Genomic DNA, 16,886 nt, shown 5'->3' with positions numbered 1-16,886 from the left:
TGTTGTCGTTTATCCGATAATAGGCGGCTATTTTATTTCAGGCTAAATAATGACCGATTACTTACTGCTCTTTGTCGGAACTGTGCTGGTTAATAACTTCGTACTGGTGAAGTTCCTTGGCCTGTGCCCGTTTATGGGCGTCTCCAAAAAGCTGGAGACGGCAATGGGCATGGGGCTGGCTACCACCTTCGTGATGACGATGGCCTCCATTTGCGCATGGCTGATTGACACCTGGATCCTGATCCCGCTGGACATGCTTTACCTGCGCACCTTGTCCTTTATCCTGGTCATCGCGGTCGTGGTGCAGTTTACCGAAATGGTTGTGCGAAAAACCAGCCCTGCCCTGTATCGTCTGCTGGGCATCTTTTTGCCCCTCATCACCACTAACTGTGCGGTGCTGGGCGTGGCGCTGCTCAACATCAACCTTGGGCATAATTTCATGCAGTCGGCGCTGTACGGTTTTTCCGCGGCGGTCGGTTTCTCCTTTGTTATGGTCCTGTTCGCGTCGATTCGCGAACGTCTGGCAGCGGCGGATATTCCCGCGCCGTTTCGCGGTAACGCCATCGCCCTGGTGACCGCCGGTTTAATGTCTCTGGCCTTTATGGGCTTTAGTGGTCTGGTGAAGTTGTAATGAGTGCTATCTGGATTGCCATCGCGTCCATCAGCGTACTGGGACTCGTCTTTGGCGTCATTCTGGGTTATGCCTCCCGCCGTTTTGCGGTAGAGGACGATCCGGTTGTTGAAAAAATTGATGAGCTTTTACCGCAAAGCCAGTGCGGGCAGTGCGGCTACCCTGGCTGTCGCCCTTACGCTGAGGCGGTGGGCGTGCAGGGAGAAAAGATCAACCGCTGCGCGCCGGGTGGCGAAGCCGTCATGCTTAAAATTGCCGCGCTGCTTAACGTCGATCCGCAGCCTGTCGACGGCGATGAACAGGCGCAGGAGCCCATCCGTGCCCTTGCTGTGATCGACGAAGCCAACTGCATCGGCTGCACCAAATGTATTCAGGCGTGTCCCGTAGACGCCATTGTGGGCGCTACGCGCGCGATGCACACCGTTGTGGCGGATCTGTGCACCGGCTGTAATCTCTGCGTGGCGCCCTGCCCGACGCAGTGTATAGAACTACGCCCGGTTGAAACGACTACCGAAAACTGGAAGTGGGATCTTCAGACCATTCCGGTTCGCAATATTCCTGTGGAACAACATGCTTAAGTTATTTTCTGCTTTCAGAAAAGAGAAGATCTGGGATTTCGATGGCGGTATTCATCCGCCGGAAATGAAATCGCAGTCTAACGGCACGCCGCTGCGCCAGATCCCGCTGGCGACCCGTTACGTTATGCCACTCAAACAGCACATCGGCGCTGAGGGTGAACTGTGCGTGAAGGAAGGCGATAGCGTTCTTCGCGGTCAGCCGCTGACCTTTGGTCGCGGCCGGATGCTGCCGATACATGCCCCGACTTCCGGTAAGGTGGTGTCCATTGCCCCCCATACCGTTGCCCATCCGTCGGCGTTGTCTGAGCTGAGCGTCATCATTGAAGCCGATGGCGAAGACCGCTGGATCGATCGTGACGGCTGGAGCGACTACCGCGCCCGCAGCTGTGAAGAGCTGATTGCACGCATTCATCAGTTCGGCGTGGCGGGTCTCGGGGGCGCTGGCTTCCCGACCGGCGTCAAGCTGCACGGTGGCGGCGATAAAATCGAAACGCTGATTATCAACGCCGCCGAGTGCGAACCGTACATTACCGCCGATGACCGTCTGATGCAGGACTGCGCGGCGCAGGTGGTGGAAGGTATTCGCATCCTTGCGCATATTCTGCAACCCCGTGAGGTGCTGATCGGTATTGAGGACAATAAACCGCAGGCCATTTCGATGCTGCGCGCGGTGCTGGCCGACAGCCATGATATTGGTCTGCGCGTGATCCCGACGAAATATCCGTCCGGCGGGGCAAAGCAGCTGACGCAGATCCTGACCGGTAAACAGGTACCCCACGGGGGCCGTTCGTCCGACATCGGCGTGCTGATGCAAAACGTGGGTACCGCTTACGCGGTGAAGCGTGCGGTCATCGACGGTGAGCCGTTGACCGAACGCGTCGTCACGCTGACCGGCGAGTCCGTCTCCCGTCCCGGTAACGTCTGGGCGCGTCTGGGTACGCCGGTTCGTCATCTGCTTGAACAGGCGGACTTCTGCCCGGGAAGCGATCAGATGGTCATTATGGGCGGCCCGCTGATGGGCTTTACCCTGCCGTGGCTCGACGTGCCGGTAGTGAAGATTACCAACTGCCTGCTGGCCCCTTCCCCATCGGAGATGGGCGAAACGCAGGAAGAGAAAGGCTGCATCCGCTGTAGCGCCTGCGCGGACGCGTGTCCGGCAGATTTGCTGCCGCAGCAGCTGTACTGGTACAGCAAAGGCCAGCTGCACGATAAAGCTCAGGCGCACAACCTGGCTGACTGCATTGAATGCGGTGCCTGCGCCTGGGTCTGCCCAAGCAATATTCCGTTGGTGCAGTACTTCCGTCAGGAGAAAGCCGAAATCTACGCGATCTCCATGGAAGAAAAACGTGCCGCTGAAGCGAAGGCCCGATTTGAAGCGCGCCAGGCGCGACTGGAGCGCGAGAAACAAGCCCGTCAGGAACGGCATAAGCAGGCCGCCGTGCAGCCTGCGGCCAAAGATCAGGACGCCATTAACGCAGCCCTGGCCCGCGTGCGCGAGAAAAAAGCCACTGCCGCCCAGGCGGTAGCGATCGTGGCGGGACAGAAGCCGGACAACAGCGAAGCGATTGCGGCCCGCGAAGCGCGTAAAGCCGAAGCGCGAGCGCGTCAGGCGGAGAAAGCGCAAAACGCCAATCCGGAAGCCGACATCGACCCGCGTAAAGCGGCGGTGGAGGCGGCTATCGCCCGTGCAAAAGCCCGCAAAGCCGGACAGCAGTCGGTAGTGGTTGAACAGGAAGCGACGGATCCGCGCAAGGCGGCCGTGGAAGCGGCCATCGCCCGCGCCAAAGCACGTAAAGCAGCGCAGAGTCAGCCTGCCGAAGAGAGTGAAGCGCCCGTCGACCCGCGTAAAGCCGCCGTTGAAGCGGCCATCGCCCGCGCGAAAGCACGAAAAGCGGCGCAGCAGGACGACCTGCCTGCGGCCGCTAACGACGATCCACGCAAAGCCGCAGTCGCCGCCGCGATTGCGCGCGTTCAGGCAAAGAAAGCCGCGCAGCAAGCCGTTAACGAGGATTAAATGGTTTTCAGAATTGCAAGTTCCCCGTATACCCATAACCAGCGCCAGACATCGCGTATTATGATGCTGGTGTGCCTGGCCGCGCTGCCAGGTATTGCCGTTCAGTGTTGGTTTTTCGGCTGGGGTACGCTTTTCCAGTTGATTCTGGGTTGTGCCAGCGCCGTTGCAGCAGAAGCCGCGATCCTGAAGCTGCGCAAAATGGACGTCACGCGCATCCTGAGCGATAACTCTGCCCTGTTGACCGGTCTGCTGCTGGCCATCAGCATTCCGCCGTTCGCCCCGTGGTGGATGGTGGTGCTGGGGACGGTATTTGCGGTGATTATCGCTAAACAGCTGTACGGCGGGCTGGGCCATAATCCGTTTAACCCGGCGATGATTGGCTACGTGGTGCTGCTGATCTCCTTCCCGGTACAGATGACCAGCTGGCTGCCGCCGCATGAGATCGCCGCCACCGTGCCCGGCTTTATGGATGCCCTGCACGTTATCTTTACCGGCCACACCGCGCTGGGCGCGGATATGAACGCGCTTCGCATGGGCGTGGACGGTATCAGCCAGGCCACCCCGCTTGATACCTTCAAAACCTCCCTGCGCGCCGGTCACAGCGTTGAGCAGGTGATGAAATCCTCCATTTTCAGCGGCGTGCTGGCGGGCGCTGGCTGGCAGTGGGTCAATCTGGCCTACCTCCTGGGCGGCGCCTTCCTGCTGCAACAAAAAGCGATCCGCTGGCATATTCCGGTGAGCTTCCTGGTAACGCTGGCCGTCTGCTCGACGCTCGGCTGGGTTATTTCACCGGATTCACTGGCCAGCCCGCAGCTCCATCTGCTCTCCGGCGCGACCATGCTCGGGGCATTCTTCATTCTGACCGATCCGGTTACCGCCTCCACCACTAACCGTGGCCGTCTGATTTTCGGCGCGCTGGCGGGCCTGATGGTCTGGCTCATTCGCAGCTTTGGCGGCTATCCGGACGGCGTGGCTTTTGCCGTGCTGCTGGCGAATATCACCGTTCCGCTCATCGACTACTACACGCGTCCGCGCGTGTACGGCCATCGCTAAGGGTCACGCCATGCTAAAGACAATGCAAAAACACGGCGTCACGCTGGCGATCTTCGCCGCCGCCCTCACCGGAATGACCGCGCTGGTGAATGAACTGACGAAAAACACCATTGAAGAGCAGGCAATCAAGCAGCAAAAAGCGCTGTTCGATCAGGTGATCCCATCAGATCTCTATGATAACGATCTGCAAAAAAGCTGCTTTGTTGTGCAGGCACCGCAGCTCGGTAAAGGAACGCACCGCGTTTATATTGCCCGTAAGGGCGATAGCCCGGTGGGTGCCGTCATGGAAGCCACCGCGCCGGACGGTTACTCCGGCGCGATTCAGCTGCTTGTGGGCAGCGATTTTTCCGGCACCGTGCTGGGCACGCGCGTGACGGAACATCACGAAACGCCGGGCCTTGGCGACAAAATTGAAACCCGCTTAAGCGACTGGATTTTACACTTCGCCGGGAAGATGATTCACGGCGAGGACGATCCCGCTTTCGCGGTGAAAAAAGATGGCGGCGAGTTTGACCAGTTCACCGGCGCCACGATTACGCCTCGCGCGGTGGTTAACGCCGTCAAACGCGCCGGGCTGTATGCCGAAACGCTGCCCGCGCAGATCAATCACCTTTCCGCCTGTGAGGAGTGACCATGAGCCAGGTTAAAGAGGTTATCGTCCAGGGACTCTGGAAAAACAACTCGGCACTCGTACAGCTGCTCGGGTTGTGCCCGCTGCTGGCGGTGACGTCTACCGCCACCAATGCGCTCGGACTGGGGCTGGCGACTACGCTGGTGCTGACCCTGACCAACTTCTCAATTTCTGTTTTGCGCCGCTGGACGCCGTCGGAAATCCGTATTCCGATTTATGTCATGATCATTGCGTCGGTAGTCAGCGTCGTGCAAATGCTGATTAACGCCTACGCATTTGGCCTGTACCAGTCCCTCGGGATCTTCATTCCCCTTATCGTGACCAACTGTATCGTCGTTGGCCGCGCTGAAGCCTTCGCGGTGAAAAACAACCCGGCCATCTCCGCGTTGGATGGGTTTTCGATCGGCATGGGCGCCACTGCCGCCATGTTTGTTCTCGGCTCCTTGCGTGAAATTTTGGGCAACGGCACGCTCTTTGACGGTGCTGACGCGCTGCTTGGCGGCTGGGCGAAGTCGCTGCGTATTGAGGTGTTCCATACGGATACCCCGTTCCTGCTGGCGATGTTGCCCCCGGGAGCCTTCATTGGCCTTGGGATGATGCTGGCGTTAAAATACCTGATTGATGAAAAACGTAAGCGCCGCGCCGCTGAACGCAGCGTACAGGAAGGGATCCCCGAGAAAGCAGCATGAATAAAGAGAAACGCATAGCGATCCTCACGCGCCTGCGCGATGAGAACCCTCATCCAACGACGGAGCTGAATTTTAACTCGCCGTTTGAATTGCTGATCGCGGTGCTGCTCTCCGCGCAGGCCACTGACGTGAGCGTCAACAAAGCAACGGCCCTGCTCTACCCTGTCGCCAATACGCCGCTGGCCATGCTGGAGCTGGGCGTTGAAGGGGTAAAATCCTATATCAAGACCATCGGCCTGTTTAACAGCAAGGCCGAAAACGTCATTAAGACCTGCCGGATCCTGCTTGAGCAGCACGGCGGTGAAGTACCGGAAGATCGCGCTGCGCTGGAAGCGTTGCCGGGCGTCGGGCGGAAAACGGCAAATGTGGTGCTGAATACGGCGTTTGGCTGGCCGACGATCGCCGTGGACACCCATATCTTCCGCGTCTCTAACCGCACCCGGTTCGCGCCGGGCAAGAACGTCGAAGAGGTTGAAGAGAAGCTGTTAAAGGTGGTTCCTGCGGAGTTTAAGGTGGACTGCCACCACTGGCTGATCCTTCACGGGCGTTATACCTGCATTGCACGTAAGCCACGCTGCGGCTCCTGCATCATCGAAGATCTGTGTGAGTACAAAGAAAAAGTCTATCCCTGAGCGGTCAGCCTTTTTACATGCCTAAGCCCTTAATTGTAATTAGGGCTCTGGTATCGTCTCCGGTGACCATAAATTGCCCTCTCTTTTTACGTTAAGCGTTGTCGATTCTTCGGTCATTTAACACTCAAACAGGTTAATAGTTTTTTCATCACCAAAAATTTCTATACATCTGTGATCGCGATCACTCTGATAACCTGATGTTGGATTTTTGTTGTTAAAACCCTTCCTACCCCTTAGCCAGACAAGATCTCATCGGCTCCACACCGCACATAAGACCAGTCATTTTTCAGAATATGGGCTATATCACTGCCATTCACCCAAAATAGCAGAACATATCGCCACACAGCCATTCAACAGGGTCATTTATAGTGAAAAAAACTAACAATTCTCAACGGATGAAATTTAACGCTGCATAACATTTGCGTGAACCGATGAATATACCGCCGCAGTTATATGTAACAGATTATTACAAACGTATTGCCAGATGGGGCTGGATAGTGAACATTACCCGCCGTTTCCCCTCCCAATATAACTATAAAGCGGATGGACTACGGTCATCACGCTATGAACACCCCCGTTAATATGGGATGTAAAAAAAGAGGTATATGTGTCGACTGCAAACAATAAACCAACAGAGGAAAGCGTAAGTCTGAACGCTTTCAAACAGCCTAAAGCGTTCTATCTCATTTTCTCTATCGAATTATGGGAGCGTTTTGGCTACTACGGCCTGCAAGGGATTATGGCCGTTTACCTGGTGAAGCAACTGGGTATGTCCGAAGCCGATTCCATCACGCTGTTCTCGTCCTTCAGTGCTCTGGTCTATGGCCTGGTCGCTATCGGCGGCTGGTTAGGCGATAAAGTCCTCGGTACGAAACGCGTGATTATGCTGGGCGCCGTGGTTCTGGCGATTGGCTATGGTCTGGTTGCATGGTCCGGGCACGATGCGGGCGTGGTATACATGGGCATGGCCACCATCGCGGTAGGTAACGGCCTCTTTAAGGCTAACCCGTCCTCCCTGCTTTCTACCTGCTACAACAAAGATGATCCGCGTCTGGACGGTGCATTCACCATGTACTACATGTCCATCAACATCGGTTCATTCTTCTCTATGCTGGCAACCCCATGGCTGGCCGCGAAATTCGGCTGGAGCGTAGCGTTCGCGCTGAGCTTCGTGGGTATGCTGATCACCGTTGTGAACTTCCTGTTCTGCCGTAGCTGGGTTAAAGATTATGGTTCTAAACCAGACTTCGAACCCGTGCATATGGGCAAACTGCTGGCAACCATCGTCGGCATTGTGATCCTGGCCGCTGTTGCCACCTGGCTGCTGCACAACCAGGGTATCGCACGTGCCGTACTGGCCGTGGTTGCGCTGGGTATCGTGATCATCTTCGCTAAAGAAGCCTTCGCGATGCAGGGTGCGGCACGTCGTAAGATGATTGTGGCGTTCATCCTGATGCTGGAAGCGATTATCTTCTTCGTTCTGTACAGCCAGATGCCAACGTCTCTGAACTTCTTCGCTATCCGCAACGTTGAACACTCCATCCTGGGTATCGCGTTCGAGCCGGAGCAGTATCAGGCACTGAACCCGTTCTGGATCATGATTGGTAGCCCGATTCTGGCCGCTATCTATAACAAGATGGGCGACCGTCTGCCGATGCCGCACAAGTTCGCTATCGGTATGGTGCTGTGCTCTGGCGCGTTTCTCGTGCTGCCGCTGGGGACGAAATTCGCGACCGATGCGGGTATCGTTTCTGTTAACTGGCTGATCCTGAGCTATGCGTTGCAGTCTATCGGTGAGCTGATGATCTCCGGTCTGGGCCTGGCAATGGTTGCACAGCTGGTTCCTCAGCGTCTGATGGGCTTCATCATGGGTAGCTGGTTCCTGACTACCGCGGGTGCAGCGATCATTGCAGGTAAGATTGCGAATCTGATGGCGGTACCGGACAACGTTACCGACCCGCTGGTCTCCCTGAACGTCTACGGCACCGTGTTCATGCAAATTGGTATCGCGACCGCCGTGATTGCCGTGCTGATGCTGCTGACCGCACCTAAACTCAATCGTATGACGCAGGACGACGACAAACCCGCTAAAGCGACCAACACCGCGAACGCGTAATGTCATCGGGAAACGACTGAACAGAAGCCGCTAATTGATTAGCGGCTTTTTTTTTATCCGAACGCGCACTAACATAGCGGGAACCTCAGCAAAAAGGAGTTACCGATGAAACTGTTCTATAAACCGGGCGCCTGCTCTCTTGCTTCGCATATCACCCTTCGCGAGAGCGGTAAGGATTTCACGCTGGACGGCGTTGACCTGATGAAAAAGCGCCTGGAAAACGGGGATGACTTTTTTGCGATTAACCCAAAAGGGCAGGTTCCGGCCCTGCTGCTGGATGATGGCACCCTGCTGACCGAAGGCGTGGCAATTATGCAATTCCTGGCGGACAACGTACCGGATCGTCAGCTCCTTGCCCCCACCGGCAGCATTGCGCGCTATAAGACGCTGGAATGGCTTAACTATATTGCCACCGAACTGCACAAGGGCTTTACGCCTCTGTTCCGCCCGGACACGCCGGAAGAGTACAAACCCACCGTACGCATGCTGCTGGAGAAAAAATTACAGTACATCAACGACGCGCTGAAAGATGACCAGTGGATCGGGGGCTCGCGTTTCACCATCGCCGATGCCTATCTGTTTACCGTTCTGCGCTGGGCGCGCGCGGTTAAGCTGAACATGGACGGGTTAGATCATATTGCGTCATATATGGCGCGCGTGGCGGAACGCCCTGCGGTTGCTGCGGCGCTGAAAGCGGAAGGACTGAATTAACCGAGTGGCCTGTGTTGCCGGGTGGCGCTGACGCTTACCCGGCCTACAACCTCTGGACGGTTATAACCGTGTGGCGCTGAAATAGTGCTCCGGCTTCGCGATACGATCCTGCGCCGCAACCACCTGTAGCTCATATTCCTGCATCGTCTTTGTCGCAATCATGATTTCATAAACGGCTGCCGTCACGTGCTCCAGCGCGTCGCGCAGGCTCGCGCCCTGCAAGAGCTTCACCAACAGTAAACCGCTGGTCACATCACCGACCCCGACGGGCTGACGTGTACCGAAATCCACCAGCGGTCGACTGATGTGCCAGGCTTCGTCCTTCGTCACCAGCAGCATCTCAAAACGGTCCTGGCTCAATCCTGCGCGTGCCAGGTGTTTAACCAGTACAATCTCTGGCCCTTGTGCGATCAGCTCGCGAGAAGCGCTTACAGCCTCTTCTACGCTGTTAACCGGATGCTCGCTCAGGATCTCCAGTTCAATCAGGTTGGGCGCAATAATATCGCTGGCGGGCAACGCATGACGGACATGAAACTCCGCAACGCCCGGCGCTACGATGCAGCCCTTTTCAGGATGGCCCATCACCGGATCGCAGAAATATTTCGCCGCAGGGTTAGCCGCTTTCACCTGGCGCACGATGCCGAGGATATGCTCCCCCTGCTCCGCCGAGCCCAGATAGCCGCTCAGTACAGCATCGCAGCGTTTAAGCTGGTCGATATCCGCAATGCCCTGAACGATTTCCGTCAGATGCGACGGCGGCATCACGCAGCCGGTCCATTTACCGTACTGGGTGTGATTAGAGAACTGGACGGTATTGAGGGGCCAGACGTTGGCCCCGAGGCGGCGCATCGGGAATTCCGCAGCGCTGTTGCCAGCATGTCCAAAAACAACGTGGGACTGAATGGCGAGGATGTTCTTCATCTTGTACTTACCAAACCCTGTCAAAACAAAAGGGGCGTGGTTTCCCACGCCCCTGCATACTTTTAATTACTTCCAGCAGACCAGGCAGTAGTTTTTCTTACCGCGACGCAGCAGCGTGTAGCGACCATACAGACGGTCGTTGTCGGTAAAGGTGTATTCCGGATCGGCCTGTTTCTCACCGTTGATGGTGATCGCGTTAGAGGCGATGGTTTTACGCGCCTGACCGCGAGACGGCTGGAGCTCGGAGTCGACCAGCGCCTGCATCAGATCGGCGCCTTTTTCCATCTCCACCATCGGCACGCCATCCTGCGCCAGCTGTTCGAAGTCCGCTTCGCTTAAATCGCTCAGGGTGCCGTTGAACAGGCTCGCCGTGATGCGTTTCGCCGCCGCCAGACCTTCTTCGCCGTGAACCAGTTTGGTCACTTCGTCCGCCAGCACGTACTGGGCGCGCGGTGCTTTACCGCTGTTCTTGTCTTCTTCTTCCAGCGCATTGATCTCTTCGATATCCATAAAGGTGAAGAACTTCAGGAAGCGATAGACATCGGCATCCGCCGTGTTGATCCAGAACTGGTAGAATTTGTACGGGCTGGTTTTCTTCGGATCGAGCCATACCGCACCGCCTTCGGTCTTACCGAACTTGGTACCGTCTGCTTTAGTGATTAGCGGCACGGTCAGACCAAACACCTGATTCTGATGAAGGCGACGGGTCAGATCGATACCGGAGGTGATGTTCCCCCACTGGTCGGAACCGCCAATTTGCAGAGAGACGCCGTGCAGCTTGTTCAGGCAGGCGAAGTCATAGCCCTGCAACAGGTTGTAGGAAAACTCGGTGAAAGAGATGCCCTGATCGTCACGGTTAAGACGCTGCTTGACCGCTTCTTTGTTAATCATCTGGTTAACAGAGAAGTGTTTACCGATGTCGCGCAGGAACGTCAGCACGTTCATGCCACCAAACCAGTCGTAGTTGTTCGCCGCAATCGCAGCGTTGTCACCACAGTCGAAATCGAGGAACGGTGCAACCTGTTTACGGATCTTGTCCACCCACTCCTGAACGGTGTCTTCGGTATTCAGCTTACGCTCAGCGGCTTTGAAACTGGGGTCGCCAATCAGACCGGTCGCGCCGCCAACCAGCGCGACAGGCTTGTGGCCGGCCATCTGGAAGCGTTTCAGGCATAACAACGGAACAAGATGCCCCAAATGCAAGCTGTCAGCGGTAGGATCGAAGCCGCAATAGAGCGCGATCGGGCCTTGCGCCAGTCGCTCTGCTAACGCTTCTTCGTCCGTCACCTGAGCCACGAGGCCCCGCTCTTGCAATTGTTTAATCAAGTTACTGCTTGCCATCAAATTCTCCATGTATAAACGACTGCACCTTTGCCGGTACACGACTTTTCGCCTGGTGCGAAAGGTACATAGAATAAAGCGCCAGCGCGGTGTGCGCTAGCGCTTAACACAACAAATTTCAGGGTTTACGGCGCCAGTCGGTCTATTTTCCAGCCACCGTTGTCGCGCTGGTATAAAAAGCGGTCGTGGAGACGGTGTTCACCGCCCTGCCAGAACTCCATTTGCTCAATAGGAATGCGGAACCCGCCCCAGAAACTCGGCAGCGGCACTTCACCCTGCTGAAACTTCTGTTTGAGTTCGAGGAATTTACTCTCCAGTACGCCGCGGGCCGAGATTCGGCTGGACTGTTTAGAGACCCAGGCGCCGATCTGACTGTCACGCGGGCGGCTGTGGAAATATTTCACCACTTCGAGCGTAGAGAGGCGCTCCGCCTTGCCGGTGACCATTACCTGACGCTCCAGCATATGCCACGGGAAAAGCAGGCTAATACGCGGATTATTTTCCAGATGGTGAGCTTTGCGGCTGCCAAGGTTGGTGTAGAACACCAGCCCTTTCTCGTCATAATGCTTGAGCAGTACGATGCGTTGATACGGCTGACCATTTTCATCAACCGTCGCAACCACCATCGCCGTCGGGTCGGCCAGTTTCGCTTCGCAGGCCTGCTTCAGCCAGCGTTCAAAAAGCACCAGCGGCTCAGCGGGAAGATCCTGGCGGCGCAGCCCGCCTTTGGTGTATTCACGGCGCAGATGCGCAATTTGCTGTAGTTCGTCGTTATCTGACATGGCGTTAGCTGAAAGTGAGATTAGGTGGCGCTATTGTGCGCGCCCCCTTTAAAAATCTCAACGCTTCGGATTTTCAAGCTGACAATTGTTCAGCACAATGCGGTCTCGCTTGTAGACGGTGGCGCTGTCACCCTTCGACCAGAAGACATAGATCCCGTCAGAGTAGCGCGCACCGGAGGCCGACATTCCCTGCTTCAGCGTCAACAGTTTATTGTCATAAATAAAGCTGGCTTCCTGACGCGTGTTGTTGAGCTTCACCGTCAGCGGTTTTTCATCACAACGGTATTCCAGCGTATCGGTCTGCATACGCTCGACGAACTGGTTATAGACGCTGCATCCGGTCATAAGAAAAGGCACAGCAATGAGAAGAAGTTTTTTCATGGGCAAATTCCGAAGACTATCCTGGTCCTGGAGGGCGTAGCCGCCCTCCTGTTTTTCCCTATTTTACGGGTTACGTCTGGCGCTGAATTTCAGTTAACTCTGATTATGGCGCGGGTTTGCGGGGAAAATGGCCCCGAGGACGCTCGCCTCCCGCGCACCGGTGACGGACGGTAAGTTCCCAGGCAGACCGGCAACCGTGCGCCAGGCAAGCCAGGCGAAGGCCAGGGCTTCCATATCGTCTCCACTGATCCCGGCGTCATCAGTGGTGGTGACTTCAGTGCCCGGCAGCAGGGCGGCGAGGCGCGCCATCAGGAGCGGGTTGCGGCTTCCGCCCCCGCATACCAGCAGACGCTCGCACCCGCCGCTGAGCAACACCTGTTCAGAAATCGACACGGCGGTAAGCTCGGTCAGCGTGGCCTGCACATCCTGAGGCGCCAGACCGGGGAAGCGCGCCAGCTGACGTTCAAGCCAGCCGTAGTTGAAATACTCTCGCCCCGTGCTTTTCGGCGCTGGCAGGGCAAAGAAAGGATCGCTTAACAGGGTTTGCAGCAAGGGAAGGATCACTTTACCCTGGCTTGCCCACTGCGCGTCTTTGTCGTAGGGTTTACCGCTCTGACGCCAGATCCATGCATCCATCAGCATATTGCCGGGTCCGGTATCGTATCCACGTACGGGCTGCCCGGGAATGAGCATCGACAGGTTGGCGATCCCGCCAATGTTCAGGACCATTCTGCGCTCCACCGGGTGCGCCAGCAGCGCCTGGTGAAAGGCCGGCACCAGCGGCGCGCCCTGCCCGCCAAGGGCCATATCCCTGCGACGGAAATCGCCCACGACCGTCACGCCGGTTTTTGCCACAATCTGGTTGTTATCGCCAATTTGCATCGTGTGCGGCGCCTCGCCGACCGGTTCATGCCAGACGGTCTGCCCATGGCAGCCTATCGCCACGATATCCTGCGGGTGGAGTCTTTCTTGCTGCATCAGGGCCAGGACCGCATCAGCAAACAGCGCCCCCAGACGCACATCCAGCTGGCCCAGCTGGGAAAGCGTCAGCTGTTGCCCCTGGCAGATATTCAGAATCTCTTCTTTTAACGAGACCGGAATAGGCCAGCTCAGGCTTGCCTGCTGCGCCACCATGTTTTCATCAATGGCAGCCAGAACGACATCCACACCGTCGAGACTGGTACCAGACATCACACCGATATAGCGACCCGATTTCATGCGCTTTCCTTACGTTACGTGGGCTAAGTGCAACCACTCCACCATAAATAACGCTGCTTTGCTATGCGGTGATAATAATTTTTAACAATCTCAGGCCTGTAACGCAGGCGGCTTTTGTTTATGTTCCGTTAAGCCACGTTCCAGTAAAATTTATTTATTCGGCATGCAAAGATAGGAAGTGTGGTCAGGAATGCCATATAATTTAGCCATAACGGATGCCCCGTCCGGGCGTTTTTTGGTGAACAGGAGAGTCAAATGATTTTACGTGTAATGGGCGTTTCGCTGATTGGTTTAACACTGGCGGGTTGTGTGAACGACAATTCACTCTCCGGCGACGTATATAGTGCTTCTGAAGCTAAACAGGTACAGAACGTGACATACGGTACTATCGTTAATGCCCGTCCTGTTCAGATTCAGGGTGGCGATGACACGAACGTTGTGGGCGCTATTGGTGGTGCTGTACTGGGTGGTTTCCTGGGTAACACCATTGGCGGCGGCACCGGTCGCTCTCTGGCTACCGCAGCGGGCGCAGTGGCCGGCGGTGTAGCGGGTCAGGGCGTTCAGGGTGCGATGAACAAAACCCAGGGCGTTGAGCTGGAAATCCGTAAAGACGATGGCAGCACCATTATGGTTGTGCAGAAACAGGGTAACACCCGCTTCTCTGCTGGCCAGCGCGTGGTTCTGGCAAGCAACGGCAGCCAGGTCACCGTCTCCCCGCGTTAATATCCCGCTGGATGCGGTCCCTTCGGGCCGCATCCCTTTACAAAAAATATCATTTTAAAAAATATATTTATAAAAACACATTCACACGGTGAATAATTAATTTCATCTGAAATTGTTCCTGCGCAAAGTATCTTTTATTTCTTTCCTTTAGACTCGTCTGATTCTCTTTTTTCCTCTTTTTACTTTTTTTAAAATTCTATGCTTGCGATCTGTCGATTTGTAAAGAACCGCTTTGTGGCCTTCGCACTTGGGTGCATTGTTATCATTGCCGTATTACAAGGTCTTTTTATAAAGCTTGTTGAATGGGTTCCTTCATTCTCTCCGCTATTTTTCCCTACGCTCACGATATTTCTCCTGGTATTCCATCTGTTTATCGCCTGTTTTATGGCAATGAAATACTGGTGCGATAAGAAACGGTTATATCTCGTTCCGATTGCGTTGGCCTTTGCCGGTTCTGCTCTGCTGATGGTGGGTACGCTGTCCAGCTTTCCGGCCTGGCTGGATCTCTATCAGTTCAACGGGGCAAACTATAATGACGCGATGATCTTTTATATGTTCCGCCACCTCTTAATGGCGGTGCTGATGATGGCCTCAGTATTGCTGTATACGCTTCGCGCTTCCTCCCTTTCACGAAGCGCCCACATCGGCATTGTCGCCGGGTCGACGCTCTTTACGGGCTGCATGCTCGGGCTGGCGTGGTTCTATTCCAGCTATTCCACGATGCTAACCCTGGATCTTGTGGATAATGAAACCCGGAAATTTATGGTTTTATGGAGCCAGACCATCAATATCATTTTGGTCATTCTTTGGGTTATCACCTTAATCACCCTGATGGCCGTAACCCGGATAAGAAATTTGTTCTGGATCGGCGGCAATTTTTTATGCGTCTGTTATGTCGTTACGCTGTTAATGCTGTTGTTAGGCGGACATGCGGAAGATGTTTCATGGTATCGCGCACGGTTATTCGAAACTGTCGCGACGTTAATGATTATTTTCATTTTACTTTCCGACGTCTTTAATTTGTATCGTGACTCGCACGTGAAATATCAGCAGTCTTATCAAAATTCAATCCGCGACCCGCTTACCCGTCTTTATAATCGCAGCTATTTTTACGACTCGTTAAATTACGCTCTCAGCTCGGCAACGGAGGCACATCCGGTATCGGTGGTGGTAAGCGACCTTGACCGTTTCAAGCGCATCAACGACTGTTACGGGCATTTGCAGGGGGATAAGGTTTTACAGTTTGTCTCTAATCTGCTGACGGATTCCGTGCGCCCCCAGGATATCGCGGCCCGAATCGGCGGTGAAGAGTTTGTGCTGATGCTGACCAATACCCCTTCAGACGCCGCGCGGCAGGTGGCCGAGCGCATTCGCCTCAAGCTGAGCGGGTTTGATAAAGCCAGCAGCGGTGGTCATCTGCCGGAGCCCATTACCATCAGCATGGGCGTATTCACCGCAACGTCGCCAGAAACCAGTGCGGAAACCTGCGTGGAGAGCGCGGATAAAGCCATGTACGAGGCAAAAGAGACGGGGCGAAACCGGGTGGTGGTATTCAGATAATAAGAAAGGCCCTGGATTCACAAGGCCTTTACTTTCGGTCAGTCGCGGGATTGCAGATCGTGGATATTCTGCTCAAGACGGGCGATGAGTCCGATCAGCATCTCCAGCTCTGCGGGGGAAATACCGGACAGGATCTCCCCTCGCGTCTTACTGATGACGGTCTCCATCTCAGTAATAATCGGGGCCGCTTTTTCCGTCAATTTGATCCGCTTGGCGCGACGGTCGCTGGCGCAGGTTTGTCGGGAGATGAGTCCCTTCTCTTCCAGCTGGTCAAGGGTACGCACCAGTGACGGCTGCTCAATGCCAATCGCTTTTGCCAGTTGGATCTGTGACTGGTCGGGCGGGAGCTGATGAATATTATGCAGCGTAACCCAGTGCGTCTGCGTGAGTTCCAGAGGTTTCAGGCGATGGTCAATCAGAGCACGCCAGATGCGTACCAACCTTGCCAGATCAGAACCTAATGGCGATTCCAATTTCATCTCCTTATAATTAGCTTGCTAAGTGATTATAGTGATTTTAGAATAGTTTGCAGTATTTGTATTGCCAAAACAAATGCAATCACGGTATTCATCATTCCTGAAACGATGATTTACACTGAACTGTAATGCGCCATCGCATTGAAACATGCCCTTGTGGCCCGTACCCCACTGCAAAGGATCGCTGCTTGTGACGTTCTTTTCCCCCTCCGCAGGGTTGCCCCTCCAGGATCTGATTGTTGGCGCATCGGTCTACTTTCCGCCACTGTTTAAAGCCGTGATGGTTGGTTTTGTGATCTGGCTCATTGCGCATCGCCTGCTGCGCGACTGGATGTATTCCGGTGAAATCTGGCACCCGATGTTGATGGATCTCTCCCTGTTTACCCTCTCCGTCTGTCTTGGCCTTGCCGTGTTAACCGTGTGGTGAGA

Annotated in this window: 18 protein-coding genes; 12 read left to right on the top strand and 6 right to left on the bottom strand. The window is 55.3% G+C overall.

Translation table 11 applies throughout. From position 1 onward, the window contains the following. Positions 1–49: 49 nt before the first annotated feature. From rsxA to gstA, 9 genes are all read left to right on the top strand, one after another. Positions 50–631, top strand: a complete 582-nt coding sequence (gene rsxA, locus IM267_RS13350) for an electron transport complex subunit RsxA (RefSeq protein WP_022647920.1) — start codon at positions 50–52, stop codon at positions 629–631. Next, a complete protein-coding gene (gene rsxB, locus IM267_RS13345) occupies positions 631–1,209 on the top strand; it encodes an electron transport complex subunit RsxB (protein WP_063866964.1) in 579 nt (192 codons plus the stop codon). Before rsxA ends, rsxB begins: the two co-directional genes overlap by 1 nt. Then, on the top strand, positions 1,202–3,223 hold the full coding sequence (gene rsxC, locus IM267_RS13340) for an electron transport complex subunit RsxC (RefSeq protein WP_193033567.1): 2,022 nt from the start codon (positions 1,202–1,204) through the stop codon (positions 3,221–3,223). The genes rsxB and rsxC overlap by 8 nt, the downstream gene beginning before the upstream one ends. Then, positions 3,224–4,276: an electron transport complex subunit RsxD gene (rsxD, locus tag IM267_RS13335; RefSeq protein WP_107535226.1), complete on the top strand. Its 1,053-nt coding sequence runs from the start codon at positions 3,224–3,226 to the stop codon at positions 4,274–4,276. 10 nt (positions 4,277–4,286) lie between these two features. Beyond that, positions 4,287–4,907: an electron transport complex subunit RsxG gene (gene rsxG, locus IM267_RS13330; protein ID WP_112792985.1), complete on the top strand. Its 621-nt coding sequence runs from the start codon at positions 4,287–4,289 to the stop codon at positions 4,905–4,907. 2 nt (positions 4,908–4,909) lie between these two features. Continuing rightward, positions 4,910–5,596 carry an electron transport complex subunit E gene (locus tag IM267_RS13325; protein ID WP_006808988.1) on the top strand — a complete coding sequence of 229 codons (687 nt, stop codon included), beginning with the start codon at positions 4,910–4,912 and terminating at the stop codon, positions 5,594–5,596. Next, positions 5,593–6,228 carry an endonuclease III gene (gene nth, locus IM267_RS13320; protein WP_112792984.1) on the top strand — a complete coding sequence of 212 codons (636 nt, stop codon included), beginning with the start codon at positions 5,593–5,595 and terminating at the stop codon, positions 6,226–6,228. The genes IM267_RS13325 and nth overlap by 4 nt, the downstream gene beginning before the upstream one ends. Before the next feature lie 607 nt (positions 6,229–6,835). Further along, positions 6,836–8,344, top strand: coding sequence for a dipeptide/tripeptide permease DtpA (dtpA, locus tag IM267_RS13315; protein ID WP_193033566.1), 1,509 nt, complete (start codon positions 6,836–6,838; stop codon positions 8,342–8,344). A 105-nt stretch (positions 8,345–8,449) separates the two neighbouring features. Then, positions 8,450–9,055: a glutathione transferase GstA gene (gene gstA, locus IM267_RS13310; protein WP_063448912.1), complete on the top strand. Its 606-nt coding sequence runs from the start codon at positions 8,450–8,452 to the stop codon at positions 9,053–9,055. Positions 9,056–9,115: 60 nt separating this feature from the next. Here gstA and pdxY read toward each other — a convergent pair whose 3' ends face one another. The 5 genes from pdxY to anmK form a co-directional block, all read right to left on the bottom strand. Next, on the bottom strand, positions 9,116–9,976 hold the full coding sequence (gene pdxY / locus IM267_RS13305; protein WP_063866973.1) for a pyridoxal kinase PdxY: 861 nt from the start codon (positions 9,974–9,976) through the stop codon (positions 9,116–9,118). A gap of 66 nt (positions 9,977–10,042) precedes the next feature. After that, positions 10,043–11,317, bottom strand: coding sequence for a tyrosine--tRNA ligase (tyrS, locus tag IM267_RS13300; RefSeq protein ID WP_063866975.1), 1,275 nt, complete (start codon positions 11,315–11,317; stop codon positions 10,043–10,045). A 125-nt stretch (positions 11,318–11,442) separates the two neighbouring features. Beyond that, complete coding sequence (gene pdxH / locus IM267_RS13295; RefSeq protein WP_003857601.1) at positions 11,443–12,099, bottom strand: pyridoxamine 5'-phosphate oxidase; 657 nt, start codon at positions 12,097–12,099, stop codon at positions 11,443–11,445. 57 nt (positions 12,100–12,156) lie between these two features. Next, entirely contained in the window at positions 12,157–12,486 is a 330-nt protein-coding gene (gene mliC / locus IM267_RS13290; RefSeq protein WP_107535221.1) for a C-type lysozyme inhibitor, read from the bottom strand. Between the two features lie 87 nt (positions 12,487–12,573). Then, entirely contained in the window at positions 12,574–13,698 is a 1,125-nt protein-coding gene (anmK, locus tag IM267_RS13285; protein ID WP_193033565.1) for an anhydro-N-acetylmuramic acid kinase, read from the bottom strand. A 255-nt stretch (positions 13,699–13,953) separates the two neighbouring features. On the opposite strand from anmK, the gene slyB reads away from it, so the two are divergent. Both slyB and IM267_RS13275 read left to right on the top strand, forming a co-directional pair. After that, entirely contained in the window at positions 13,954–14,421 is a 468-nt protein-coding gene (slyB, locus tag IM267_RS13280; RefSeq protein ID WP_063448917.1) for an outer membrane lipoprotein SlyB, read from the top strand. A gap of 198 nt (positions 14,422–14,619) precedes the next feature. Next, the gene (locus IM267_RS13275; protein WP_193033564.1) at positions 14,620–15,981 is read left to right on the top strand and encodes a GGDEF domain-containing protein; all 1,362 of its coding nucleotides are present in this window, start codon (positions 14,620–14,622) and stop codon (positions 15,979–15,981) included. Between the two features lie 38 nt (positions 15,982–16,019). Here IM267_RS13275 and slyA read toward each other — a convergent pair whose 3' ends face one another. After that, on the bottom strand, positions 16,020–16,460 hold the full coding sequence (slyA, locus tag IM267_RS13270; protein ID WP_063448919.1) for a transcriptional regulator SlyA: 441 nt from the start codon (positions 16,458–16,460) through the stop codon (positions 16,020–16,022). 187 nt (positions 16,461–16,647) lie between these two features. Here slyA and IM267_RS13265 point away from each other — a divergent pair, with 187 nt between their 5' ends. Next, the gene (locus tag IM267_RS13265) at positions 16,648–16,884 is read left to right on the top strand and encodes a DUF1656 domain-containing protein (protein ID WP_063866984.1); all 237 of its coding nucleotides are present in this window, start codon (positions 16,648–16,650) and stop codon (positions 16,882–16,884) included. The last annotated feature ends 2 nt before the right edge of the window (positions 16,885–16,886 follow it).

Origin of the sequence: Enterobacter cloacae complex sp. P15RS (assembly GCF_014895905.1) — a bacterium.
GTDB classification, from domain to species: domain Bacteria; phylum Pseudomonadota; class Gammaproteobacteria; order Enterobacterales; family Enterobacteriaceae; genus Enterobacter; species Enterobacter quasihormaechei.
This window is presented reverse-complemented; position numbering and strand designations above follow the sequence as displayed.